Genomic DNA, 21,476 nt, shown 5'->3' with positions numbered 1-21,476 from the left:
CAATCCTTGGTTAAGATCGGCCCGTTCGCGGCCGGAAAGGCCGCCTGCGATGTCCGTCCTCCACCCCGACCTGCTCACCACCGACGGCGAGGGCGCCCTTCCGGTCCGGATCGTGATGAAGGACGCCCCGCTCGACGGCGCCGAGGCGGCCTGGGCCCGCGCCCATGATTTCACCGGCAAGGCGGGTCAGGTGCTTCTGCTGCCCGGCGCCGACGGCGCGATCGCGGCCGCTTTGCTGGGCGCCGGAGACACCTTCGACCCGATGAGCGCCCGCGCCCTGCCGGTCCGGCTGCCCGAGGGCCTGTGGCGGCTCGAGGGCCTCGAGGCCGGGGACGCCGCGCGGGCCGCCCTGGCCTTCGCCCTCGGGGCCTACCGCTTCGACCGCTACAAGGCGCGGCCTTCCCGCGCCGCCCGACTGGCCGTCGGAGCGGATGTGGACGTCGCCGCCACCCTGCGGATCGCCGCCGCCTGCGCCCTGGCCCGCGAGATGGTCGACACGCCGGCGGCCGACATGGGGCCGCTGCAGATCGAGACCATCGCCCGCGAGATCGCCGAGGCGGCGGGGGCGTCCCTGACCGTCACCACCGGCGACGCCCTGCTGGAGGACAACTACCCGGCCGTCCACGCCGTCGGCCGCGCCGCCGCGCCGCACAGGGCCCCGCGGGTCCTCGAGATCGGCTGGAAGCTGGACCGCGCCGAGCTGCCGCTGGTGGCCCTGGTCGGCAAGGGCGTGGTCTTCGACTCCGGCGGTCTCGACATCAAGCCCGCGACCGGCATGCGCAATATGAAGAAGGACATGGGCGGATCGGCCCACGCCCTGGCGCTCGGCCGGCTGGTCATGCAGGCCGACCTGCCGGTTCGGCTGGTGGTGCTGGTCGCCGCCGTCGAGAACGCCATCTCGGCCGACGCCTTCCGGCCAGGGGACATCCTCGGCAGCCGCAAGGGCCTGACCATCGAGGTCGGCAACACCGACGCCGAAGGGCGGCTGATCCTCGCCGACATCCTGACCCGGGCCGGCGAGCATGCGCCCGACCTGACCCTCGACTTCGCGACCCTGACCGGGGCCGCCCGCGTCGCCCTGGGGCCGGACCTGCCGCCGCTCTACACCGACGACGAGGCGCTGGCCGCCGATCTGCTCGAGGCCGCGCGCGGCGTCGCCGACCCGCTGTGGCGCATGCCGCTGTGGCCCGGCTACCGCGCGGCGCTGGAGACGGAGATCGCCGACGTGCGCAACGATTCCGCCGCCTGGGCCCAGGCGGGTTCGATCACCGCCGCCCTCTTCCTGCAGAAATTCGCCCCCACGACCGGGTCATGGGCGCACATGGACATCTTCGCCTGGAACCCGCGCGCCCAGCCCGGGCGGCCCGAAGGCGGCGAGGCGCAGGGCCTGCGCGCCTGTTTCGAAATGCTCTCCCGCAGATACCGGTGATCGCCCGCGCCACGATAAAGCCTTCGTTCGTTAACGGCCTTTTCGGCATATCGGATCATTCTGTCGTCTCAACCGGACGAGCCTCGCTTGACCTTAGCCGCCGCCACGCTTGACCCTCGCACCACGCTCGCGCGGCCCGATCTGGCCGAGCAGGCGCTGGAAGGCCTCGTGCGCGCCCGGACTTTCCGCCCGGCCCGGCCCATGCACGCCGCCGTGCCCCTCGCCGACATCCACGCCGAGGCCGACCCCGCCTCCGAGCGCATCGATCAGCTGATCTTCGGCGAGGCCTTCGACGTGCTGGACCAGAAGGGCGATCGCCTGTGGGGCCGCGCCCGCCGCGACGGCCTGGTCGGCTGGATCTCCGCCTCGGCCCTGAAGCCGGGCGCCCGCCTGCCGACCCACCGCGTCGCCGCCATCGCCGCCGCCCTCCCGCTCAACGCCCTCGTCGCCGGCACGGCCGATGTGTCGCCTGATGACCTCGCCCCGATCGGCGCCTTCGAGAGCGATCCCGTCGCGGTGGCTGAGCGCCTGCTCGGCGTGCCCCACAGCCTCGGGGCCCGCAGCTCGACCGCCACCGACTGCTCCGGCCTGATCCAGCAGGCCCTCTACGCCTGCGGCCTCGCCGGCCCGCGTTACGCCGACCAGCAGGCCGAACTCGGCGAGCCCGTCCATCGTCCGTCGGCGCGCCGCGGCGATCTCGTCGTCTGGCTCTCGCCCCCGGGCGACCACAGCTGGACCGGCCATTCGGCCTTCATGCTCGACCCGGACCGGGTGATTCACGCCACCGGCCACCACGGCGCCGTGGTCGTCGAGGCCTTCGCGGAGGCCGACGCCCGCTACCGCGCCGCCGGGTTCGACGCCCCGGTCTTCCGCCGCCTTCAGGCCTGATCGCCGGTCCACTCGGTCCGCACCGAGGCGTCCGCCTCGTCCCGCAGCCGCTCCGCCCGCAGCCCCGCGAACGCCGTCTCGTCCATCAGCCTCGACAGCGCCCAGACCGCCGCCCCCCGCACCAGCGGCGAGGAATCGTCCAGCAAGGCGCGCGCGGCCTCGACCAGGGCCGGGTCGCCGCTGTTGCCGATGGCGTAGAGGACGTTGCGCGTGAACCGGTCCCGCCCGATCCGCTTGACCGGGCTCTTTGCGAACAGCGTCCGGAAGGCGGCGTCGTCCAGCGCCGCCAGATCGGCCAGCCTCGGCGACACCAGCGTGTCGCGCGCCTGCACCCGCGCCTCGTGCGAGCTCACCGCGAACTTGTTCCACGGACAGATGGCCAGACAGTCGTCGCAGCCGTAGATGCGCGAGCCGGTCATCGCCCGGAATTCCACCGGCCACGGCCCGGCGAACTCGATGGTCAGGTAGGACAGGCAGCGCCGCGCATCGAGTTGGAACGGCGCCGGAAACGCCTTCGTGGGGCAGACGTCCAGACAGGCGGTGCAGGCCCCGCAATGCTCAGTTTCGGGCGCATCCGGCTCCAGCTCGGCGGCGCTGAGGATCACGCCCAGGAACAGCCAGTTGCCCCGGCTCCGCGACAGCAGGTTGGTGTGTTTGCCCTGCCAGCCGACGCCCGCCCGCTGCGCCAGCGGCTTCTCCATCAACGGCGCGGTGTCGACGAAGACCTTGATCTCTTCGCCGGTCCGCGCCGCGATCTGTCCCGCCAGCGTCTTGAGCCGGCCCTTGATCAGCTCGTGATAGTCGTCGCCCCGCGCATAGACCGAGATATAGCCTGCCGAGGCGTCGTCCAGCTCCGGCAGGGGATCGCGCCCCGGCCCGTAGTTCAGCCCCAGAACGATGGCGGTCTTCGCCTCCGGCCACATGGCGGTCGGATGGGCCCGCCGCTCCAGCGTGGTCTCCATCCAGCCCATGTCGCCGTGCCGCCCGGCGCCGACGAAATGCGCCAGCCGCTCGCCCGCGCTCCATGGCTCCGAGGCCGACGCGAACCGGCACACGTCGAAGCCCAGGGCTGACGCGCGCTCGCGGATGAAAATGCGGATGTCGGCCGCCATGCGCGTCGTCCTGACGCCTCGGCGCTCAGAAGTCGAGGTCGTGATACCAGGCGGAGGGCTGGACCCCCGGGAACCGGTCCGCCAGCAGGGGGCGGAAGCAGGGCCGCGATTTCAACTTCATGTACCAGGTCTTCACCGCGGGATACGCCGCCCAGGCCACCTCGCCGAAATAGTCGAGCACCGACAGGTGCGCTGCGGCGACGATGTCCGCCTGCGTCAGCCGGCGTCCCGCCAGGGCGTCCCGGGTCGCCAGCAGGGCTTCCATCATGCCGAGGTGCGCCTTCAGCGCCTCGCGTCCGGCGCGCAGCGCGCGCGCCTCCGGCGGACCCAGCCGCAGCAGGGGCTTCTCCATTCGCTCATGCAGCAGGACCGCGTCGACCTCGTCGTTGAAGCGGCGGTCGAACCAGCTCACCAGACGCCGGGTCTCGGCCCGCTCGGCGGCGTCCGTCGGCATCAGGAAGGGCTCTTTCGAACGATCCTCCAGCCAGCCGAGGATGGCGGCGGGTTCGCACAGGGTCAGGGCCCGCCCCGCCTCGTTGACCTGAAGCACCGGCGGCATGCCAGAGGGGTTCAGCGTCGCGACCGGGCAGCCGTCCTCCCAGGGCCGGACCAGGGTGTCGGTGAACTCGACCCTGGCCTCGCCCAACGCCAGCCGCGCGGCGCGGGAGCCGGGATCGAAGGGAAAATGATACAGGACGCAGGCCGACATGCGCTGATCCATGCGCCCGAGGGCGTTAAGCCTGCGTTAGCTATGGGCCGGCCACCGGCCGCCCGGACACTATTTTCGCTTGCCCACGGTCCCTGCCTGGGCCTCGACGGCCGGCGCCGGCCGCCCCCTCGGATCGGGGTGGATGAGGATGTCGGCGCGGGGAAAGGCCTCCAGCAGCCGCTGCTCGGCCTCGACGATGATGCCGTGGGCCTGCGCCAGCGTCAGGTCGGGTTCGAGGTCGACGTGCATCTGGATCATGGTCACGGGCCCGGCCGCGCGGCTGCGCAACTGATGCACGCCGGAGATGCGGGGGTCGGCGAGCACGGCGGTGGTGATGGCGATGCGGTCGGCGTCAGACACGGCGCGATCCAGCAAATGGTCCGCCGCCTCCCGAAGCAGGCCCAGCGCGCCCCAGAACAGCCAGACGGCGACGATCAGGCCCGCCGCCGCGTCCAGTCCCGGCGCGGCCAGGAAGGCGCCCGACACCACGCCGATCAGCACCACCGCGTTGGCGGCCATGTCGGCGGCGTAATGGGCGCGGTCGGCCTTGACCGCCATCGAGCCGCTGCGCCGGATGGCCCGGTCCTGCATCCACACCAGCCAGCCGGTCAGGGCGATCGAGATCAGCACGACCATGACGGCCCAGGAGCCGGCCGTCACCGGGCGCGGATCAAAGGTGCGCTGGATCGCCGTCCAGCCGATGAACAGGGCCGAGGCGAAGACCAGACCGGCCTGCACCAGCGCGGCCATCGCCTCGCCCTTGCCGTGGCCGTAGCGGTGCTCGGCGTCCGGCGGCGCGGCCGCCCAGCGTACGGCGAAGTAGGTCACCAGCGACGCCACCAGATCCAGCGCCGAATCCGCCAGCGAGGCGAGGATGGCCACCGATCCCGAGGCGCCCAGGGCGAACGCCTTCAGCGAAATCAGGACCAGCGCCACGCCGACGGACAGCCGCGTCACGTCGCGGGTGGCCAGATGAACGTCGTCGAGGGTGGTCGTGGTCATCGCCGTCTTGTCGCGGAAAGCGTCGGCGGCGCCAAGACTCGCCTCGGGTTTCGGCGTTAGCGTCATCGTCACGAAATGGTCCCAGACTGCGCGCGCCATGGACGCTGGTTCATGGTTTTCGGAGGCGACATGTCGGCAGGGACGGCATCGCAGGCCGACCGCTGGATCGGACGCGGCGAGGCTCTGGCCCGGTTGGGGGTCAAGGCCCAGACCCTGTACGCCTATGTCAGCCGCGGCCGCATCACCGCCCGCCCCGACCCCGAGGACCCGCGCCGCAGCCTCTATGCGGTGTCCGACATCGTCCGGCTGAGCGGCGACGAGCCGGAAACCGGCGACATCGGCCAATGGCTGCCGCCGCCCGAGGAGGCGGAAACCTCCACCGTCGAGGTTCGGTCGTCGGTGTCGATGAGCGTCCACGGCCGGCTGTTCTATCGCGGCATGGACGCCGTCCAGCTGGCCGAGGCGGCCACGTTGGAGGATGTGGCGCGGCTGATGTGGGACGCCCGCTCGGTCAATCCCTTCGCCGAGGTGCGGCCGCGCGTCGGCGCCACGCCCGGTCCCTCGGCGCGCGGCCGGGTGTTCGCCGCCCTGGCCCGTCGGGCGGAAGAGGACGCCGAACTCAAGGTGCGGCCCGCCGAGGCGCTGCGTATCGAATGCGCCCGGGTGCTGGACGAGGCGGTCGACGCCGTCGCCGGCCCCGGGCCGCGGCTGTTCCTGCACCAGCGGCTGGCGCGGGCGTGGAAGGTGCAGGAGCGCGACGCCCATCTGGTTCGCCGCGCCCTGGTCCTGTCGGGCGACGACGGCCTGGATGCGGCCGCCATGGCGACGAGGACGGCCGCCGTCGGCGGCGCGTCCCCCGCCGGCGCGGCCCTCGCCGGCCTGGCGGTGCTGACCGGTTCCAGCCTCATCGTCGACCTGGCCCGGGAGTCCGCCTGGGTCCTCGCGGTCCGCCGCCAGGCGGTCGACGCCGCCCGGCGGGCGCACGAGGCAGGGGCGTTGTCCGGGTTCGGCGATCCGGCCTGGCCCGGCGGCGATCCCCGCGCCGCGGCCCTGTTGGCGGTCGCGGACCTCCCGCCGGATCTCACCCGCGCCATGCGTGAGGGCCGGGAGATGACCGGCCGCGCCCCGACCTTCGGCCTGGCCCTCGTCGCCGTCACCCGCCGGCTGGAGTTGCCGCGCGAGGCCGCCGCCGACCTGCTGATGATCGGCCGGCTGGCCGGACTGCTGGCCCATGCGCTCGACCAGACCACGAACGGCTCGCCTATCCGGGGGCGGCTGCGCTATGTGGGTCCCGAACCGGGCGCGAACTGATCCGCCTGATCCTTATCGGGGACGCGGATGGCGGACTGGCTGGCGGCGATCATTCTGGGGCTGGTCGAGGGGCTGACCGAGTTCATTCCGGTGTCCTCGACGGGCCACATGCTCCTGCTGGGTCATTTCCTCGGCTTCGAGAGCAACGGCAAGACCTTCGAGATCGTCATCCAGCTGGGCGCCCTGCTGGCCATCGTCAGCGTCTATTTCCAGCGGCTCTGGCATCTGGCCACCCGCTGGCCGTCCGATCTCGAGGCGCGGCGTTTCCTGATCGGCCTGCTGGTGGCCTTCGCCCCGGCGGTGGTGATCGGCTTCCTGGCCTACGACTTCATCAAGACGGTGCTGTTCGAGACGCCGCTGGTGATCTGCATCGCCCTGATCGTGGGCGGCGTCCTGCTGCTGTGGCTCGACCGGATGAAGAGGGTCCCGACCTTCCTCGAGGCCGACCGCTATCCGATCCGGGTCTATTTCCTGATCGGCCTGTTCCAGTGCCTGGCCATGATCCCCGGCGTGTCCCGCTCGGGCGCCACCATCGCCGGCGGCCTGCTGCTGGGCACCGACAAGCGCTCCGCGGCCGAGTTCAGCTTCTTCCTCGCCCTGCCGACCATGGGCAGCGCCGTCGCCTGGGACCTGCTCAAGAGCTGGGACCGCCTCGACTTCAGCGACGCGGGGCTGATCGCCCTCGGCTTCGTCACCGCCTTCCTGACGGCGCTGGCGGTGGTCCGCTTCCTGCTGAACTTCGTCAGCCGCCACGGCTTCGGGCCCTTCGCCTGGTGGCGGATCGCGGTGGGTCTGGCCGGACTGGCCGGCCTCGCGGCGACGGGCGCCCTCTGACGGCTCAGGCCGCCGGGCGTTCCGAGAACTGTCCGCCCCGGCGGTAGCGCCACAGGTAGGACGGGGCGATCGCCTCGATCCCGGTCGGCTCGATCCCGAGCTCCGCCAGGCCCTCCGCGCCGTCCGCGACGACGTTGTCGGCTTCCAGCAGCACCACCTGGTCGCGCGTCAGGGCCGGCGCGATGCCGGCCACGCTGGTCAGCTGGGCCAGCGAACCGATGGTCCGGGCGGCGAAGAAGGGCAGGGGGATCAGGCCGTTCCGGCGGCGGGTCTCGCGCAGGACCAGCTCCAGCACCTCCTTGAAGGTCATGACCTCCGGCCCGCCGAGTTCGAAGGTGCGGCCGGCGGCGTCGGTCCGCTCCACCGCGCGGACGATCGCCTCGGCCACGTCGCCGACATAGACCGGCTGGAACCGGGTCCTGCCGCCGCCGATCAGGGGCAGGGCGGGAGACATGGTCGCCATCGAGGCGAAGCGGTTCAGGAAGCCGTCGCCGGCGCCGAACACGATCGAGGGCCGGATCACCACCGCGTCCGGTTTCACCTCGCGCACGGCCATCTCGCCGGCGGCCTTGGTGCAGGCGTATCTCGAGGCGCTCTCGGGATTGGCCCCCACGGCCGAGATATGCACCAGCCGGCCGACGCCGGCGGCGGCGCAGCCCGTGGCGATGTTGCGGGCGGCGTCGACATGCAGCGCCTGGAAGGAGCGCCCCCCGGCCTCATACAGCACGCCGATCAGGTTGATCGCGGCGTCGGCGCCGGCCAACGCCGTCTCGACCTGGGCCGGATCGGTCGCGTCGCAGCGGACGGCCTGGATCTGGCCGACGTGGCCGGAAGTCTGCAGCTTGTAAGCCCGGTCGGGCCGGCGGACGGCCACGCGGATGCGCCATCCGCGGCGGGCCAGGTCCTGGACCACCTGGCTGCCGACAAAGCCGGAGCCGCCGAAGACGGTGATCAGGCCGGGGGCAGCTTCGCTCATGACAGACTCCAGTAGGCGGACAGCCGGTGCGGGACCGGCCTCGGCGCGGGGATTAGACGATGGCCCCGACGGCTGCAACGCAAACAGGACAAAAGCCTGTTGACCCGCCCCGGGGGCTGCCTTAAGGGTCCGCGCCTTCCGGACGGGAACGCGTGCAAGCGCGAAATCGTCTGGGCCCAGATGGCGGAATTGGTAGACGCGCTGGCTTCAGGTGCCAGTGGCTTAACGGCCGTGGAGGTTCGAGTCCTCTTCTGGGCACCATTTTTTCGGCGGCGCCGTGTCCCAGCGATACGGCGCCGTTCGTTTTTGGCGCCCTATCGCCTCGCGCGCGGCGCTCGGCTACTTGAGGGCGTATAGTTCGCCCATGAGATACCGCCGATGACCGTTTACCTGCACGAAGGCGACCTGCCGGACGGCCTCGACCTCGGTCCCGAGGTCGCGATCGATTCCGAGACCATGGGCCTGCGCTTCCGCCGCGACCCGCTGTGCGTGGTGCAGCTCTCGGCCGGCGACGGCGACGCCCACGTCGTGCGCATGAATCGCCCGGGCTACGACTGCCCCAACCTGAAGCGGCTGCTGACCGACCCGGCGGTGCTCAAGCTGTTCCACTTCGGCCGCTTCGACATCGGCATGTTCCAGCTCCACCTCGGGGTCGAGACGCGGCCGGTCTACTGCACCAAGATCGCCTCGAAACTGGCTCGCACCTACACCGACCGTCACGGCCTCAAGGACGTGGTGCGCGAACTGGCGGGCGTCGATCTGTCCAAGGCCCAGCAGAGTTCCGACTGGGGCGCGCCGGAGCTCACCCCGGCCCAGCTGGAATACGCCGCCTCCGACGTCCTCTACCTACATGCCGTCAAGGCCCGGCTGGACGAGATTCTCGTGCGCGAGGGCCGGATGGACCTGGCCCGGAAATGCTTCGACTTCCTGCCCACCCGGTCCGCCCTGGACCTGGCCGGCTGGGACGAGATGGACATCTTCGCGCACAGCTGATGACCGACCCCGCCGACATGCGCGATCAGGCGGACGAGGCCCGGGTCGCCGCCACGGCCCGGGCCTTCCGCGCCCGATCCCGTCGCGTGCGTCTGCTGCGACGGGTGCTGCCGGTGGCGATCATCGTGCTGGCGGGCGGCACGGTCAGCTGGATCGTGCTGCGCAGCGTCATCTCGGATGTCGAGCGCAAGGCCGGGACGTCGCGCGAGGTGACGCTCGAGAATTCCCGCTTCCTCGGGCAGGACGCCCAGGGCCGCAGCTTCATCATCGGCTTCGAGCGGGCGGTGCGCGACGCTGAAACGGGCCGCTTCCGGCTGATCGGCCCGGCGCTGCGGCTCAATCTCGGAGGCCGCAAGGTCACCACGATGACGGCCGATGGCGGCTTCTATGATGAGGCGGCGAAGTCTGTGACCATCGGCCCGAACGTGCGCATATCCGACGGCGGCTCGGGCTTCACCCTGGTCACGCCCGAGGCGGTGGTCGACACCGAAACGGGCGTGGTTACGGGATCGAAGGGCGTCCAGGGCTCCGGCCCCCTTGGAACCGTCTCCGCTTCGTCCTATGCGATCTATGAACAGGGTGAACGGGTCGTGTTCAGCGGTTCGGGTGATAACAAGGTGCGCGGGACCATCAACACCGCGAGGTCGGACGGATGAGCATGACCAGAACCCTGAGGATAGCGGCGACCGCCCTGGCGCTGGCCGCCCTGCCCACGATCGGCGACGCGCAGAGCTTCCAGGGCGGGCAGCCGATCATGTGGGGCGCCGACGAGGTCTCGCGCACGCCGACCGCCCTGTCCCTGCGCGGACGGGCCGAACTGACCCAGGGCGACAGCCGTATCCGCGCCGACCGCGTCGAGGGCGTGATCAGCAATGGCGACCTGAGCCGGGTCGAGGCTGTCGGCAACGTCTATTTCGTCACGCCGGAGCAGACCATCCGGGGCGACCGCGCGGTCTACACGCCGTCCAACGACACCATCGTCCTGACCGGCGACGTGATCCTGACCCAGGGCGAGAACGTCATGACCGGCGGACGCCTGACCTACAACACCCGGACCGAGGCGGCCGAGATGGACGGCGCCGGAAACGGCCGCGTGCAGGGCGTTTTCTATCCCGAAAGCAGCGGGACCTGAGCCCCGGCTCGGCCTGAACCGTGGCGCGCAAGGAACTCTCAGCCCTCAATGTCCATGACGCCGCCGCCGACGAGGCGGTGGTCGAGGCGCCGCGCCCGACCGGCCTGCGGGTCGAGAACATCGCCCGCTCCTTCGGCCAGCGGCAGGTGGTGCGCGACGTCTCCCTGCACGTCGAGCGGGGCCAGGTGGCCGGCCTGCTGGGCCCCAACGGCGCCGGCAAGACCACCTGCTTCTACATGATCACCGGCCTGATCCCGCCGGACAGCGGCAAGATCTTCCTCGACGGCGAGGACATCACCGCCCAGCCCATGTACCAGCGCGCCCGCATGGGCCTCGGCTACCTGGCCCAGGAGGCCTCGATCTTCCGCGGCATGACGGTCGAGCAGAACGTTCGCGCCGTGGTCGAGCTGCACCACACCGGGCGTCAGGCCATCGCCGACGAGACCAGCCGCCTGCTGGAGGAGCTGCGCATCGACCACCTGCGCCACGCCCCGGCCTCGGGCCTGTCGGGCGGCGAACGGCGGCGCTGCGAGATCGCCCGGGCGCTGGCCGGCCGCCCGTCGTTCATGCTGCTGGACGAACCCTTCGCCGGCATCGACCCCCTGGCCATCGCCGACATCCGCCAGGTGATCCGCTATCTGGCCGGCGAGGGCATCGGCGTGCTGATCACCGACCATAATGTCCGTGAGACCCTGGAGATCATCGACCACGCCTCGATCATCTCGGGCGGCGCGGTCCTGTTCGAGGGCGAGGCCGAGGACGTCATCCGCGACCCGGAAGTGCGCCGCGTCTATCTGGGCGACATGTACGGCTGAAGCTTCGCCGTTCATTGCGGAAACTTCATCTGCGCCGCCGCATCCATGGTCGCCGCCTACCGCCTCTTCCCCACAAAGGCGCGATCACGCGCCCGTCAGGGGTCTGTTCCGATATGCGAATTCTGTTGCTGCTGGCCGGCGTCGTCGGCCCGTTGATCTATGTCGCCCTGGCGCTGGCGGGCCAGTGGCTCGCTCCGGGATACGATCCCGCCGTCCGCATGATCAGCGAGCTGGGCATGGCCGGGATGCCGTCCGCCGCCCTGTTCAACATCGGACTCGTCGCGGCGGGTGCGCTGACGGTGCTCGCCGCCCTCGGCCTGCGCCTCGAAGCCGCCCGGCGGGGCGCGCCCGTCTCCGGCGCCCTGGCCGGTCTGGCCGTTGCGGTGTTCGGGGTCTCGATCCTGATCGGCGGCCTGTTTCCCCTGCCGGATGAGCGCCATCTGGCCTGGGGCGCGGGCTTCGCCGTCCAGATCGCGCCGCTGCTGACCCTCGTTGCGCTGCGCAAGACGCAGGGTCTCGCCGCGCTCAAGGTCTTTCTCGCGGTGGCCTTCCTGGCGGTGAATGGCCTGCTCGCGGTCATGTTCGGGGTCGGCGACCTGGTCGACGGGACCAATGTGGGCCTGTGGCAGCGCGCCTACGGTCTCGCCATGTTCCCGTGGATCACGGTCACCGCCCTGGCCCTGATCGCCGCGCCGACCGGCCGGTTCGCCAAGACCGGGACCGCGGCGCCCGTGTTCGCGCCCCGTTAACCGTTCCGGCCACAAGGTGGCCGCCAGCAAGTTTCGGGCCAACCGGCCCGGCGGGGGGCGGCGGTGCTTGGACAAAGGCTGGAGATACGGCAGGGGCAGGGGCTCGTCATCACGCCCCAGCTGCAGCAGGCGATCAAGCTGCTGCAACTGTCGAACCTCGAGCTGGACGCCTTCGTTGAGGCCGAACTGGAAAAGAACCCGCTGCTGCAGCGTGAGGACGCCGAGCCCGGCCGCGAGGCGGACGCTCCCGCCGAGGTCGTCGAGACCCATGACGCCGCCGAAATGAGCTTCGACGAGGGACGGGTCCAGGACGCGGACCGGGCCCTCGACGCCCGCTCCGACGACGTTTACGGCGACGCCAGCCCGGGTGAGCGGACCTCGGACCGGATGGAGGATGTCGGGACCGGCGAAGCCCAGGTCGGCCTCAACGACTGGTCGCGCGCGGGCTCGGGCGGCGGCGTGCCCGACGGCGAGGGCCGCGAACAGCCCGACACCCGCGACGCCACCCTGTGGGAGCACCTGCAGGCCCAGGCGTCGCAGGCCGGTTTCAGCCCCGCCGACCACGCCATCGCCCTGACCCTGATCGACGCCGTCGACGAGGGCGGCTACCTGCGCGGCGAACTGGCCGAGACCGCCGACCGGCTGGGCGTCTCGATGGAGCGCGTCGAGGCGGTGCTGGCGACCTGCCAGGGCTTCGAGCCGACCGGCGTCATGGCGCGCTCGGTGCCAGAATGCCTGAAGCTGCAGTTGATCGAGCGCAACCGCTTCGATCCGGCCATGCAATGCCTGCTCGACAACCTCGACCTGCTGGCGAAACGCGACCTGACCGCCCTGAAGAGGGCTTGCGACGTCGACGCCGAGGACATGGCCGAGATGATCGCCGAGCTGAAGGCGCTGACGCCGCGGCCCGGCGCGGGCTTCGGCGGCGAGCCGGCCCAGACGGTCATCCCGGACGTGCACGTGCGGCCCGATCCGGCCGGCGGCTGGAAGGTCGAACTCAACGCCGACACCCTGCCGCGCCTGATCATGGACAAGCGCTATCACGGCGTCGTTTCGGCCGGCGCGCGATCGGAGACCGAGAAGACCTTCGTCGCCGAATGCGCGGCCCAGGCCAGCTGGCTGGTCAAGTCGCTGGACCAGCGGGCGAAGACCATCCTCAAGGTGTCGTCCGAGATCGTGCGCCAGCAAGACGCCTTCCTCGCCTTCGGCGTCGAGTTCCTGCGGCCGCTGAATCTCAAGACGGTGGCCGACGCCATCGGCATGCATGAGTCGACGGTCAGCCGGGTCACCTCGAACAAATACGTCGCGACGCCGCGCGGGGTGTTCGAGCTGAAGTTCTTCTTCACGGCGGCCATCCAGTCGTCCGACGGCGGGGCCACGCACTCGGCCGAGGCGGTGCGTCACCGCATCAAGGCGATGATCGACGGCGAGACCCGGGATGGCGACGTTTTGTCCGACGACCGGATCGTCGAGATCCTTAACGAGGCGGGCATCGACATCGCCCGGCGCACCGTCGCCAAGTACCGGGAAGCGCTGCGAATTCCTTCGTCCGTTCAACGCCGGCGGATGCTTAGGACCGGCTGAAGCGCCACCACATTTCGGTGATCGGCGTTGACACCAAACGCCATCGGTCGCGTTCTACCAGCATGCAAATCCAGGTCAGCGGTAAGCAAGTGGATGTTGGCGAAGCGTTAGGCTCGCGCATCTCCCAGGAACTCCAGGACGGGATCGGCAAATACTTCGAACGAGGGGCCCAGGACGCCGAGGTGATCGTCACCAAGGAGGGTCACAGCTTCAAGGTCGACTGCTGGGTGCGCCTCGCGTCCGGCCAGGTGGTGTTCACCACCGGCTTGGGCGGCGACGCCCATTCGGCCTTCACCGAGAGCCTCGACAAGCTCGAGAAGCGGGTGCGGCGCTACAAGCGGCGGCTCAAGGATCACCACATCGGTCCGAAGGGTCTCTCGCCCGAGAAGTCGGAGGACGCCGCCCGCGAGGTCGCCCGCAGCATCGTGCTGCGCGACCCCGATTCCGTAGAGGACGAGGCCTTCGGCGAGGCCGGGGCGCCCGGCGAGCCGCCTCCCGTCGGCATGGTCATCGCCGAGACCGAGTCGGAGATCCGGACGGTCACGGTCGGCCGCGCGGTGCTGGAGCTGGACATGACCGGCTATCCGGTCGTGGTGTTCCGCAACGCGGCCCACGGCGGCCTGTCGGTGGTCTATCGCCGGCCCGACGGCAATGTCGGCTGGATTGACCCGGAGCGGACCTCGAAAGCGTTCAATGGACACGGTTCGGTAAACGGTGTCACGTCATAGTGCTTCCCACAACGAGGCGGGTCGTCTACACGGCGCCCGCCCAGCGGGAATGATTGGGTAGAGTCGGGACAGGGCCTTATGGACATCGGTGATTTGCTGGCGGACGGCGGTGTCGTCCTGCGCAGCGGCGCGTCCTCGAAGCGCCAGGCGTTGCACACGGTGGCGGAAGCCGCCGCCCAGACCCTCGGACTGCCAGAGGCCCGCATCATGGAGGCCCTGCTCGAACGCGAGGCCCTGGGCTCGACCGGCCTCGGCTCGGGCGTGGCCGTGCCGCACGCCCGCATCGAGGGCCTCGAGCGGGTCACGGCCGTGTTCGTGCGGCTGGACACCCCGGTGGCCTACGGCTCGGTCGACGATCGCCCCGTCGATCTGATCTTCGCCCTGTTCGCCCCGCCTCGCGACGGCGCGGAACATCTGCGCGCCCTGGCCGCGGTGTCGCGCGCCCTGCGGTCGTCAGAAATGCGGGAACATCTGCGTCAGGCCCGGACCGTCGACGCGATCCGCGCCCTGTTCGTCAAGAACCAGCCCGCCACGGCGGCCTGACGGGTTTTCAGCGCCGGCGACGCCGGGCTCAGCTAGCGCGAACGCGTTCTTCGATCAGTGAACCGAGACGGGCTCCAGTTCGTGCGCCACGGCGGCGGCGAAGGCGGTCTCGCGGTCCATCATAACGGCCAGCCGTTCGCCGTCGGCGCCGTGGACGGCGTACAGCGTCATCTCGGGATCGATCGCCAGGCCCTTGGCCTCGGGGATGGGCGTATCTGCCAGCACATCGGCGGCGCGGATCTCGCGCACATACACCAGGTCAGGCGCGCCCAGGCCCCTGAAGTCTTCCTTGGTCATCATCATCATAGGCGTCATGGCGACCGCCTCCTTGTTCTGAGCTAACGCCCCGAAAGGCCGTGTGGTTCGGCCCCGCGAGCGGCGACCGGTGAAAACGACGGCGGATCAGCCCGTCGTGATAGGAATGCGCCGGACCGTGGGCAGGTCCTCGGGCCGGCTCAGCTCGACATGCAGCAGGCCGTGCTCCAGCTTCGCCTGATCCACCTCCAGCCCGTCGGCGAGCACGAAGCTGCGCACGAAGCCGCGGCCGGCGATGCCGCGATGCAGGAAGGCCTGATCCGTCTTGCCGGCGTCCTCGCGCTTGCCGGCGATGGTCAGCTGACGACCTTCCAGGGTCACGGTCAGATCGTCGGGGCCGAAGCCCGCGACGGCGAGGCTGATGCGGACGGAGCGCTCGCCCAGTTGTTCGACATTGTAGGGCGGATAGCTATCCGCCGCCGCCCGCGCGGCCCGGTCGATCAGGGCCCGGGTATGGTCGAAGCCCAGCAGGAACGGGCTGTCGAACAGGATGGTGCGCGTCGTCATCGTCTTTCGCCCCCGAAGCAGGCCGTGGGCCGTCTGCACCTCCCGGAATCGGCGAGGCGTCGGCCGCTGCAGATTAAATGGGGATTTGCCGTCCCGGATCAACGATCGCGGGGCCAGATAAGGCGAAGGCCCCGCGGTCTCCCGCGGGGCCTTCATGGTGGAGCTTAGCGGAGTCGAACCGCTGACCTCTTGCATGCCATGCAAGCGCTCTACCAACTGAGCTAAAGCCCCAATCAAAAGGCCGGAGCCTTTCGGTCGGATCGCCGGGTGCTGTATGCGGCCCCCGGCGAGGCGGCGGAACCTATGTCAGGGCCTGATCGCGATCAAGCCCGGTTCCGCCATTTATTTTCGCCCCCTCCGGAGCCGCCCGCGGCGACCCCGGAAAGGTTGAAATCCTAGTCCTCGTCCTTGCCCGGCTTGACGATGTCGTCGTCGAAGGAGTCGTCGTCCTCGTCTTCGATGAAGGGCACGGAGTCGTCGTCGTCATCGTCGGCCAGCACGTCGTCGTCGTCGCTGGCCTCGCCCATGCCGGACTCCTCGGTCGGATCGACGGGGGTCTCGTCGTCGTCGTCCGGGGTCAGGATGGGCTCGTGCCCTTCCTCGTCGATCTCCGGGGTGGCGACCGCTTCTTCTTCCTCGTCCTCGTCCTCGGACGGGGCCTTCTTGACGACCTGATCCTCGGCGTCCTCTTCGGGCGTCTCGTCGGCGGCGTAGCCGGCCGGGCGTCCGCGGCGGTTGCGCAGCTTCAGCGCCTCCTCCGGATCGAAATCGGTCGCGCATTTGGGGCAGTGGGCCGGGCGGCGGCCCAGGTCATAGAATTTGGCCTGGCAGTTCGGGCAGACCTGCTTCTGGCCCAGTTCGGGATTGGCCACGGTGTAAGACCTTTGGCGGGAGTGGGAAATCGGGCGCGTCCCTTGCCACCAAGGGGGGCCGCTGTCAAAAGCCATCTCTCGCGCCGCCCGCGCCCGCCTGAACTATTCGGAGACCGCCGGGTGACGATCCCCCCCACCCTGACTGCCCGAGGCGCTCCCGCGCTGTCCGGCGTGGTGCGCGCGCCGGGCGACAAGTCGATATCGCACCGCGCCCTGATCCTGGGCGCCATGGCGACCGGCGTCACCGAAATCGACGGCCTGCTGGAAGGCGACGACATCCTCGCCACGGCCAGGGCGGCCGGGGCCTTCGGGGCCGACGTCGAGCGGTTGGGCGAGGGCCGCTGGCGCGTCACCGGCCACGGTGGCTTTCGCCGGCCGGATGGCGTCATCGACTGCGGCAACGCCGGCACCGGCGTGCGCCTGCTGATGGGCGCGGCGGCGGGGTATCCGATCAGCGTAACCTTCGACGGCGACGCTTCGCTGCGGAAGCGCCCCATGAAACGGGTCACAGGGCCGCTGGCGGACATGGGCGCACGGTTCGAATGGCCGGGCGAGGAGGACCGTCTGCCGCTCGCGCTATCGGGCGGCGCCCTCAAGGCCATCGACTACGTCCAGACGATCGCCTCGGCCCAGATCAAGTCCGCTGTCCTGCTGGCCGGGCTGAACGCCGACGGCGTCACCACCGTGACGGAGCCCGAACCCAGCCGCGATCACACCGAGCGGATGCTTCGGGCCTTCGGGGCCGAGGTCGGCGTGCTGCCCGCCGGACGCGGCTGGCGGGTCAGCCTCAAGGGCGGCCAGGCCCTGGTCGGAACCGCCGTCTCGGTGCCGGGGGACCCGTCGTCCGCCGCCTTCCCGCTGGCCGCCGCCCTGATCGTCCCCGGCGCGGCGGTGACCGTCGAGAACGTCATGCTCAATCCCCTGCGCACCGGCCTGTTCGAGACCTGGCGCGAGATGGGCGCCGACCTGACCGTCTCGAACCGCCGAATGGCCGGCGGCGAGGAGGTCGGCGACGTCACCGCCCGCCATTCCCGCCTCAAAGGCGTCGTCGTCCCGCCCGATCGCGCCGCCTCGATGATCGACGAATACCCCATCCTCGCCGCCACCGCCGCCTTCGCCTCGGGCGCCACGGTGATGCGCGGCATCGGCGAGATGCGGGTCAAGGAAAGCGACCGCATCGCCCTGATGGCCGCCGGCCTGCAGGCCTGCGGCGTCGCGGTCGAGGAGGAACCCGAGGGCTTCACCGTCACCGGCGGCGCCGTGCGCGGCGGCGCGACGGTGACCACCCACGGCGACCACCGTATCGCCATGAGCCATCTGGTGCTCGGTCTGGCGGCGGATCAGGCGGTCACGGTCGACGAGCCCGGCATGATCGCCACAAGCTTCCCGGGGTTTGTCGAGTTGATGCGCGGCCTCGGCGCGGATATCGCGTCCGGATGACCCGTCCCCTGATCATCGCCGTCGACGGTCCCGCCGCCTCGGGCAAGGGGACCATCGCCGCGCGTCTGGCCGCGACCTGGGGCCTGCCCCACCTCGACACCGGCCTGCTCTACCGCGCCGTCGGGCTCGGCCTGCTGGACCGCGGCGGCTCGCTGGACGACGCGGCGGCGGCGGAAGCCCTGGCCCGGGCGCTGGACGCCAGCCAGCTGAGCGACACCGAACGGCTGACCGGCCGCGGCGCCGGCGAGGCCGCCAGCCGCGTGGCCGGCTATCCCGGCGTCCGCGCCGCCCTGCTCGAATTCCAGAAGGCCTTCGCCAACCAGCCCGGCGGGGCGGTGCTGGACGGACGCGACATCGGCACGGTCATCGCGCCCGATGCGCCGGCCAAGCTGTTCGTCACCGCCACGCCGGAGGTCCGCGCCGCCCGCCGCTGGAAGCAGCTGACCGCCCGCGGCGAGATCATCGCTTACGAGGACATGCTCGAGGACATCGTTCGCCGCGACCAGCGCGACGCCGGCCGGGGCGCGGCCCCGATGGTGCAGGCCGAAGACGCCGTCTTGCTGGATACGACCGATATGGATATAGAGACCGCCTTCGATGCGGCCCGCCGTATCGTCGAGGCGGCGCGCGCGAAACACGGTCTCTGACCCGTTCCGCAAATCCAACGCTCCCATCCTCGGCTTCCGCGGGCGATCTGGCTTCATTTGCCTCGCATCCCGACGACCTGATCTCACTCTTCAACTCACCTCGCGCGGGGCCATCCGGTCACGCGCCACAACCGTTAGAAACCTCAACCCTGCATGACTGACACCCAAAGCTTCTCCCCCTCGCGTGACGACTTCGCCGCGCTGCTCGACGAAACCCTTCAGGGCCGCGACCTCGGCGAAGGCCAGGTCGTCCACGGCCGCGTCGTCGGCGTAGAGAAGGACATCCTGATCATCGACGTCGGTCTGAAGACCGAAGGCCGCATCCCGGCCCGCGAGTTCGGCATCGGCGAAGGCGCCGTGATCCCGAAGCTCGGCGACAACGTCGAAGTCTACCTCGAGCGCGTCGAGAACGCCCTGGGTGAAGCGGTCATCAGCCGCGACAAGGCTCGCCGCGAGGAAGCCTGGACCCGTCTGGAAGTGGTCTTCGCCGACGGCCAGCCGGTCAACGGCACCATCATCGGCCGCGTCAAGGGCGGCTTCACCGTCGACCTCGGCGGCGCCTCGGCCTTCCTGCCGGGCTCGCAGGTCGACATCCGTCCGGTGCGCGACGTCGCGCCGCTGATGGGCAAGGAACAGCCCTTCGCCATCCTCAAGATGGACCGTCCGCGCGGCAACATCGTCGTCTCGCGTCGCGCCATCCTGGAAGAAGCCCGCGCCGAACAGCGCACCGAGCTGGTCGGCCAGCTGCAAGAGGGCGAAGTCCGCGAAGGCGTGGTCAAGAACATCACCGACTACGGCGCGTTCGTGGACCTGGGCGGCATCGACGGCCTGCTGCACGTCACCGACATGTCGTGGAAGCGCGTCTCGCACCCCTCGCAGGTCCTCGCCGTCGGCGACACCGTCAAGGTCCAGATCGTCAAGATCAACCCGGACACCCAGCGTATCTCGCTGGGCATGAAGCAGCTCCAGGCCGATCCGTGGGACGGCGTCGAAGCCAAATATCCGGTCGGCGCCAAGATGTCGGGCCGCATCACCAACATCACCGACTACGGCGCGTTTGTTGAGCTGGAAGCCGGCGTCGAGGGCCTGGTGCACGTCTCGGAAATGTCGTGGACCAAGAAGAACGTCCACCCCGGCAAGATCGTCTCAACCTCGCAGGAAGTCGACGTGGTCGTGCTGGATGTCGACGCCTCCAAGCGCCGCATCTCGCTGGGTCTGAAGCAGGCCCAGGACAATCCGTGGGACGCCTTCGTGGCCTCGCATCCGATCGGCTCGACCGTCGAGGGCGAAGTCAAGAACGCCACCGAGTTCGGCCTGTTCATCGGCCTGGACAACGACATCGACGGCATGGTCCACCTGTCGGACCTCGACTGGAACGTCTCGGGCGAGGAAGCCATCCAGCGCTACCGCAAGGGCGAGACCGTCAAGGCCAAGGTGCTGGACGTCGACGTCGAGAAGGAACGCGTCTCGCTGGGCATCAAGCAGCTCGGCGGCGATCCGATGGAAGGCGACACCTTCAAGAAGGGCCAGCAGATCACCGTCACTGTGACGGCGGTCGAGACCGGCGGCATCGAGGTCAAGTTCGGTGAAGAGGACGCCCCGGCGACCGCCTTCATCCGCAAGTCCGACCTGTCCCGCGACCGCAACGAGCAGCGCACCGAGCGCTTCTCGGTCGGCGATCGCGTGGACGCCATGGTCACCGGCATCGACAAGGCCTCGCGCCGCGTCTCGGTGTCGATCAAGGCGCTCGAAATGAAGGACGAGGCCGCGGCCATCGAGCAGTTCGGGTCGTCGGACTCGGGCGCTTCGCTGGGCGACATCCTCGGCGCCGCCCTGCGCGAGAAGGCCGGCTCCAAGGAGTAAGGCCTCAAGCCGCGAGCGACCGTGTCGCGAGCGTCAGGCTACAAGAATGAAGGGGCGGCCGGAGCGATCCGGCCGCCTTTTTCATGGCCGCTCACGGTCAGGGTGAATGTCCGGTAACCGTCATTTACGATCTCGGGCCTTTTGCCGTGGGCATGGGGAGTCTAGGGTGGGCTTGCATTCGGGTTTCGAATGCACCCGTATGGCTCTGGGAAGAGCTTAGGAGGGCGGGGGCCTGCATGATCAAATCTGAGTTGATCGAGAAACTCGCCGCCGAGAACACTCATCTGACCCACGCCGAGGTCGAGCGGGTGGTCAACATCGTGCTCGGTCAGATGGTCGAGGCGCTGGGCGACGGCGGCCGTGTCGAACTGCGCGGCTTCGGGGCCTTTTCGGTTCGCAGCCGGCCGGCGCGGGCCGGACGCAATCCGCGCACCGGCGAGACCGTGGACGTGCCCGCCAAGGCCGTGCCCTTCTTCAAGAGCGGCAAGGAACTGCGTGAACGGCTGAATGCGGCCGGAGACGCCTGACGGTTCACCGGCAAGCCAGAGACGGAGAGAGGGACGCCGCTATGGGTATGGTCACCGAGTTCAAGGACTTCATCTCCAGGGGCAATGTCATCGACCTGGCCGTCGGCGTCATCATCGGCGCGGCCTTCGGCAAGATCGTCACCAGCCTGGTCGAACAGGTGATCATGCCGCCGATCGGCCTGGCTTTGGGCGGGGTGGATTTTTCGAAACTGAAATGGGTGCTGGCGCCCGAGAACCCGGCCACCGAAGCGGTCGAGGAAGTGGCCGTCCAGTACGGCGCCTTCATCAACACCCTGATCCAGTTCCTGATCGTCGCCTTCGTCATCTTCCTGATGGTCAAGGTGATCAACAAGATGCGGCGAGACCAGGCCGCCTCACCCGAGGCCCCGACGCCGACCGAGGCCCTGCTCGCCGAAATCCGCGACGAGTTGAAAGCCCGGCGGTAGGGCCGGACCCTGACCCGAGGATCAGACGTCGGGCCTGGCTGTGCTTTTGGGCGA

24 protein-coding genes and 2 tRNA genes are annotated in these 21,476 nt (G+C 70.0%); 18 read left to right on the top strand and 8 right to left on the bottom strand.

Features of this window, described 5'->3' with window-relative positions:
* The first annotated feature begins 49 nt into the window (after nucleotides 1–49).
* Both ACSQ1L_RS07285 and ACSQ1L_RS07280 read left to right on the top strand, forming a co-directional pair.
* Complete coding sequence (locus ACSQ1L_RS07285) at nucleotides 50–1,429, top strand: leucyl aminopeptidase family protein (RefSeq protein ID WP_435993435.1); 1,380 nt, start codon at nucleotides 50–52, stop codon at nucleotides 1,427–1,429.
* Nucleotides 1,430–1,516: 87 nt separating this feature from the next.
* On the top strand, nucleotides 1,517–2,317 hold the full coding sequence (locus ACSQ1L_RS07280; RefSeq protein ID WP_435993433.1) for an NlpC/P60 family protein: 801 nt from the start codon (nucleotides 1,517–1,519) through the stop codon (nucleotides 2,315–2,317).
* Here ACSQ1L_RS07280 and queG read toward each other — a convergent pair.
* The 3 genes from queG to ACSQ1L_RS07265 all read right to left on the bottom strand — a co-directional run bounded on the left by queG (nucleotide 2,308) and on the right by ACSQ1L_RS07265 (nucleotide 5,140).
* Nucleotides 2,308–3,429 (bottom strand): tRNA epoxyqueuosine(34) reductase QueG, encoded by a 1,122-nt coding sequence (gene queG, locus ACSQ1L_RS07275; RefSeq protein WP_435993431.1) that lies wholly within the window; start codon nucleotides 3,427–3,429, stop codon nucleotides 2,308–2,310. The genes ACSQ1L_RS07280 and queG overlap by 10 nt on opposite strands.
* Before the next feature lie 25 nt (nucleotides 3,430–3,454).
* Complete coding sequence (fzlA, locus tag ACSQ1L_RS07270) at nucleotides 3,455–4,138, bottom strand: FtsZ-binding protein FzlA (RefSeq protein ID WP_435993429.1); 684 nt, start codon at nucleotides 4,136–4,138, stop codon at nucleotides 3,455–3,457.
* Nucleotides 4,139–4,207: 69 nt separating this feature from the next.
* The gene (locus tag ACSQ1L_RS07265) at nucleotides 4,208–5,140 is read right to left on the bottom strand and encodes a cation diffusion facilitator family transporter (protein ID WP_435993669.1); all 933 of its coding nucleotides are present in this window, start codon (nucleotides 5,138–5,140) and stop codon (nucleotides 4,208–4,210) included.
* Nucleotides 5,141–5,269: 129 nt separating this feature from the next.
* Here ACSQ1L_RS07265 and ACSQ1L_RS07260 point away from each other — a divergent pair, with 129 nt between their 5' ends.
* Both ACSQ1L_RS07260 and ACSQ1L_RS07255 read left to right on the top strand, forming a co-directional pair.
* Nucleotides 5,270–6,451 (top strand): citrate/2-methylcitrate synthase, encoded by a 1,182-nt coding sequence (locus ACSQ1L_RS07260; RefSeq protein WP_435993428.1) that lies wholly within the window; start codon nucleotides 5,270–5,272, stop codon nucleotides 6,449–6,451.
* Nucleotides 6,452–6,478: 27 nt separating this feature from the next.
* A complete protein-coding gene (locus ACSQ1L_RS07255) occupies nucleotides 6,479–7,285 on the top strand; it encodes an undecaprenyl-diphosphate phosphatase (RefSeq protein ID WP_435993426.1) in 807 nt (268 codons plus the stop codon).
* A gap of 4 nt (nucleotides 7,286–7,289) precedes the next feature.
* Here the strand turns inward: ACSQ1L_RS07255 and ACSQ1L_RS07250 are convergent, their stop codons facing one another.
* Nucleotides 7,290–8,261 carry a complex I NDUFA9 subunit family protein gene (locus tag ACSQ1L_RS07250; protein ID WP_435993424.1) on the bottom strand — a complete coding sequence of 324 codons (972 nt, stop codon included), beginning with the start codon at nucleotides 8,259–8,261 and terminating at the stop codon, nucleotides 7,290–7,292.
* A gap of 174 nt (nucleotides 8,262–8,435) precedes the next feature.
* Here ACSQ1L_RS07250 and ACSQ1L_RS07245 point away from each other — a divergent pair.
* From ACSQ1L_RS07245 to ACSQ1L_RS07205, 9 genes are all read left to right on the top strand, one after another.
* Nucleotides 8,436–8,522, top strand: a tRNA-Leu gene (locus ACSQ1L_RS07245).
* 117 nt (nucleotides 8,523–8,639) lie between these two features.
* Nucleotides 8,640–9,254, top strand: a complete 615-nt coding sequence (locus ACSQ1L_RS07240; RefSeq protein WP_435993422.1) for a ribonuclease D — start codon at nucleotides 8,640–8,642, stop codon at nucleotides 9,252–9,254.
* Complete coding sequence (gene lptC / locus ACSQ1L_RS07235) at nucleotides 9,254–9,910, top strand: LPS export ABC transporter periplasmic protein LptC (RefSeq protein ID WP_435993420.1); 657 nt, start codon at nucleotides 9,254–9,256, stop codon at nucleotides 9,908–9,910. The genes ACSQ1L_RS07240 and lptC overlap by 1 nt, the downstream gene beginning before the upstream one ends.
* Nucleotides 9,911–9,912: 2 nt before the next feature.
* Entirely contained in the window at nucleotides 9,913–10,386 is a 474-nt protein-coding gene (locus tag ACSQ1L_RS07230) for an LptA/OstA family protein (RefSeq protein WP_435993418.1), read from the top strand.
* 20 nt (nucleotides 10,387–10,406) lie between these two features.
* Nucleotides 10,407–11,201 carry an LPS export ABC transporter ATP-binding protein gene (gene lptB / locus ACSQ1L_RS07225; protein WP_435993416.1) on the top strand — a complete coding sequence of 265 codons (795 nt, stop codon included), beginning with the start codon at nucleotides 10,407–10,409 and terminating at the stop codon, nucleotides 11,199–11,201.
* 113 nt (nucleotides 11,202–11,314) lie between these two features.
* Nucleotides 11,315–11,950: a DUF998 domain-containing protein gene (locus ACSQ1L_RS07220; RefSeq protein WP_435993414.1), complete on the top strand. Its 636-nt coding sequence runs from the start codon at nucleotides 11,315–11,317 to the stop codon at nucleotides 11,948–11,950.
* A gap of 63 nt (nucleotides 11,951–12,013) precedes the next feature.
* The gene (rpoN, locus tag ACSQ1L_RS07215; protein ID WP_435993412.1) at nucleotides 12,014–13,534 is read left to right on the top strand and encodes an RNA polymerase factor sigma-54; all 1,521 of its coding nucleotides are present in this window, start codon (nucleotides 12,014–12,016) and stop codon (nucleotides 13,532–13,534) included.
* Between the two features lie 62 nt (nucleotides 13,535–13,596).
* Nucleotides 13,597–14,262: a ribosome hibernation-promoting factor, HPF/YfiA family gene (hpf, locus tag ACSQ1L_RS07210; protein WP_435993410.1), complete on the top strand. Its 666-nt coding sequence runs from the start codon at nucleotides 13,597–13,599 to the stop codon at nucleotides 14,260–14,262.
* 78 nt (nucleotides 14,263–14,340) lie between these two features.
* Nucleotides 14,341–14,805: a PTS sugar transporter subunit IIA gene (locus ACSQ1L_RS07205; protein WP_435993408.1), complete on the top strand. Its 465-nt coding sequence runs from the start codon at nucleotides 14,341–14,343 to the stop codon at nucleotides 14,803–14,805.
* Between the two features lie 54 nt (nucleotides 14,806–14,859).
* On the opposite strand, the gene ACSQ1L_RS07200 is transcribed toward ACSQ1L_RS07205, so the two are convergent.
* The 4 genes from ACSQ1L_RS07200 to ACSQ1L_RS07185 form a co-directional block, all read right to left on the bottom strand.
* Nucleotides 14,860–15,120 (bottom strand): DUF1150 family protein, encoded by a 261-nt coding sequence (locus ACSQ1L_RS07200; protein ID WP_435993406.1) that lies wholly within the window; start codon nucleotides 15,118–15,120, stop codon nucleotides 14,860–14,862.
* Between the two features lie 87 nt (nucleotides 15,121–15,207).
* Entirely contained in the window at nucleotides 15,208–15,627 is a 420-nt protein-coding gene (locus tag ACSQ1L_RS07195) for an Hsp20 family protein (RefSeq protein WP_435993404.1), read from the bottom strand.
* Nucleotides 15,628–15,782: 155 nt separating this feature from the next.
* Nucleotides 15,783–15,858: transfer RNA gene (locus ACSQ1L_RS07190), tRNA-Ala, on the bottom strand.
* Nucleotides 15,859–16,022: 164 nt separating this feature from the next.
* A complete protein-coding gene (locus ACSQ1L_RS07185; protein WP_435993402.1) occupies nucleotides 16,023–16,499 on the bottom strand; it encodes a TIGR02300 family protein in 477 nt (158 codons plus the stop codon).
* 126 nt (nucleotides 16,500–16,625) lie between these two features.
* Here ACSQ1L_RS07185 and aroA point away from each other — a divergent pair, with 126 nt between their 5' ends.
* The 5 genes from aroA to mscL all read left to right on the top strand — a co-directional run bounded on the left by aroA (nucleotide 16,626) and on the right by mscL (nucleotide 21,422).
* Entirely contained in the window at nucleotides 16,626–17,939 is a 1,314-nt protein-coding gene (gene aroA / locus ACSQ1L_RS07180; protein WP_435993667.1) for a 3-phosphoshikimate 1-carboxyvinyltransferase, read from the top strand.
* Complete coding sequence (gene cmk, locus ACSQ1L_RS07175) at nucleotides 17,936–18,586, top strand: (d)CMP kinase (RefSeq protein WP_435993400.1); 651 nt, start codon at nucleotides 17,936–17,938, stop codon at nucleotides 18,584–18,586. Before aroA ends, cmk begins: the two co-directional genes overlap by 4 nt.
* A gap of 153 nt (nucleotides 18,587–18,739) precedes the next feature.
* Nucleotides 18,740–20,449: a 30S ribosomal protein S1 gene (rpsA, locus tag ACSQ1L_RS07170; protein WP_435993398.1), complete on the top strand. Its 1,710-nt coding sequence runs from the start codon at nucleotides 18,740–18,742 to the stop codon at nucleotides 20,447–20,449.
* 236 nt (nucleotides 20,450–20,685) lie between these two features.
* A complete protein-coding gene (locus ACSQ1L_RS07165; RefSeq protein WP_435993396.1) occupies nucleotides 20,686–20,976 on the top strand; it encodes an integration host factor subunit beta in 291 nt (96 codons plus the stop codon).
* A 41-nt stretch (nucleotides 20,977–21,017) separates the two neighbouring features.
* Nucleotides 21,018–21,422 (top strand): large-conductance mechanosensitive channel protein MscL, encoded by a 405-nt coding sequence (gene mscL / locus ACSQ1L_RS07160; RefSeq protein WP_435993394.1) that lies wholly within the window; start codon nucleotides 21,018–21,020, stop codon nucleotides 21,420–21,422.
* The last annotated feature ends 54 nt before the right edge of the window (nucleotides 21,423–21,476 follow it).

This window comes from Brevundimonas sp. LjRoot202 (genome assembly GCF_964253355.1).
Lineage (GTDB): Bacteria > Pseudomonadota > Alphaproteobacteria > Caulobacterales > Caulobacteraceae > Brevundimonas.
The sequence above is the reverse complement of the archived record's forward strand: the minus strand, read 5'-3'. Positions and strand labels throughout refer to the sequence as shown.

Bases quoted from the DNA above. Each gene is read 5' to 3' on its own strand.
- ACSQ1L_RS07285 (WP_435993435.1), top strand. From the start codon at position 50: ATGTCCGTCCTCCACCCCGACCTGCTCACCACCGACGGCGAGGGCGCC.
- queG (WP_435993431.1), bottom strand. From the start codon at position 3,429: ATGGCGGCCGACATCCGCATTTTCATCCGCGAGCGCGCGTCAGCCCTG.
- fzlA (WP_435993429.1), bottom strand. From the start codon at position 4,138: ATGTCGGCCTGCGTCCTGTATCATTTTCCCTTCGATCCCGGCTCCCGC.
- ACSQ1L_RS07265 (WP_435993669.1), bottom strand. From the start codon at position 5,140: ATGACCACGACCACCCTCGACGACGTTCATCTGGCCACCCGCGACGTG.
- ACSQ1L_RS07260 (WP_435993428.1), top strand. From the start codon at position 5,270: ATGTCGGCAGGGACGGCATCGCAGGCCGACCGCTGGATCGGACGCGGC.
- ACSQ1L_RS07255 (WP_435993426.1), top strand. From the start codon at position 6,479: ATGGCGGACTGGCTGGCGGCGATCATTCTGGGGCTGGTCGAGGGGCTG.
- ACSQ1L_RS07250 (WP_435993424.1), bottom strand. From the start codon at position 8,261: ATGAGCGAAGCTGCCCCCGGCCTGATCACCGTCTTCGGCGGCTCCGGC.
- ACSQ1L_RS07240 (WP_435993422.1), top strand. From the start codon at position 8,640: ATGACCGTTTACCTGCACGAAGGCGACCTGCCGGACGGCCTCGACCTC.
- lptC (WP_435993420.1), top strand. From the start codon at position 9,254: ATGACCGACCCCGCCGACATGCGCGATCAGGCGGACGAGGCCCGGGTC.
- ACSQ1L_RS07230 (WP_435993418.1), top strand. From the start codon at position 9,913: ATGACCAGAACCCTGAGGATAGCGGCGACCGCCCTGGCGCTGGCCGCC.
- ACSQ1L_RS07220 (WP_435993414.1), top strand. From the start codon at position 11,315: ATGCGAATTCTGTTGCTGCTGGCCGGCGTCGTCGGCCCGTTGATCTAT.
- hpf (WP_435993410.1), top strand. From the start codon at position 13,597: ATGCAAATCCAGGTCAGCGGTAAGCAAGTGGATGTTGGCGAAGCGTTA.
- ACSQ1L_RS07205 (WP_435993408.1), top strand. From the start codon at position 14,341: ATGGACATCGGTGATTTGCTGGCGGACGGCGGTGTCGTCCTGCGCAGC.
- ACSQ1L_RS07200 (WP_435993406.1), bottom strand. From the start codon at position 15,120: ATGACGCCTATGATGATGATGACCAAGGAAGACTTCAGGGGCCTGGGC.
- ACSQ1L_RS07195 (WP_435993404.1), bottom strand. From the start codon at position 15,627: ATGACGACGCGCACCATCCTGTTCGACAGCCCGTTCCTGCTGGGCTTC.
- cmk (WP_435993400.1), top strand. From the start codon at position 17,936: ATGACCCGTCCCCTGATCATCGCCGTCGACGGTCCCGCCGCCTCGGGC.
- rpsA (WP_435993398.1), top strand. From the start codon at position 18,740: ATGACTGACACCCAAAGCTTCTCCCCCTCGCGTGACGACTTCGCCGCG.
- ACSQ1L_RS07165 (WP_435993396.1), top strand. From the start codon at position 20,686: ATGATCAAATCTGAGTTGATCGAGAAACTCGCCGCCGAGAACACTCAT.
- mscL (WP_435993394.1), top strand. From the start codon at position 21,018: ATGGGTATGGTCACCGAGTTCAAGGACTTCATCTCCAGGGGCAATGTC.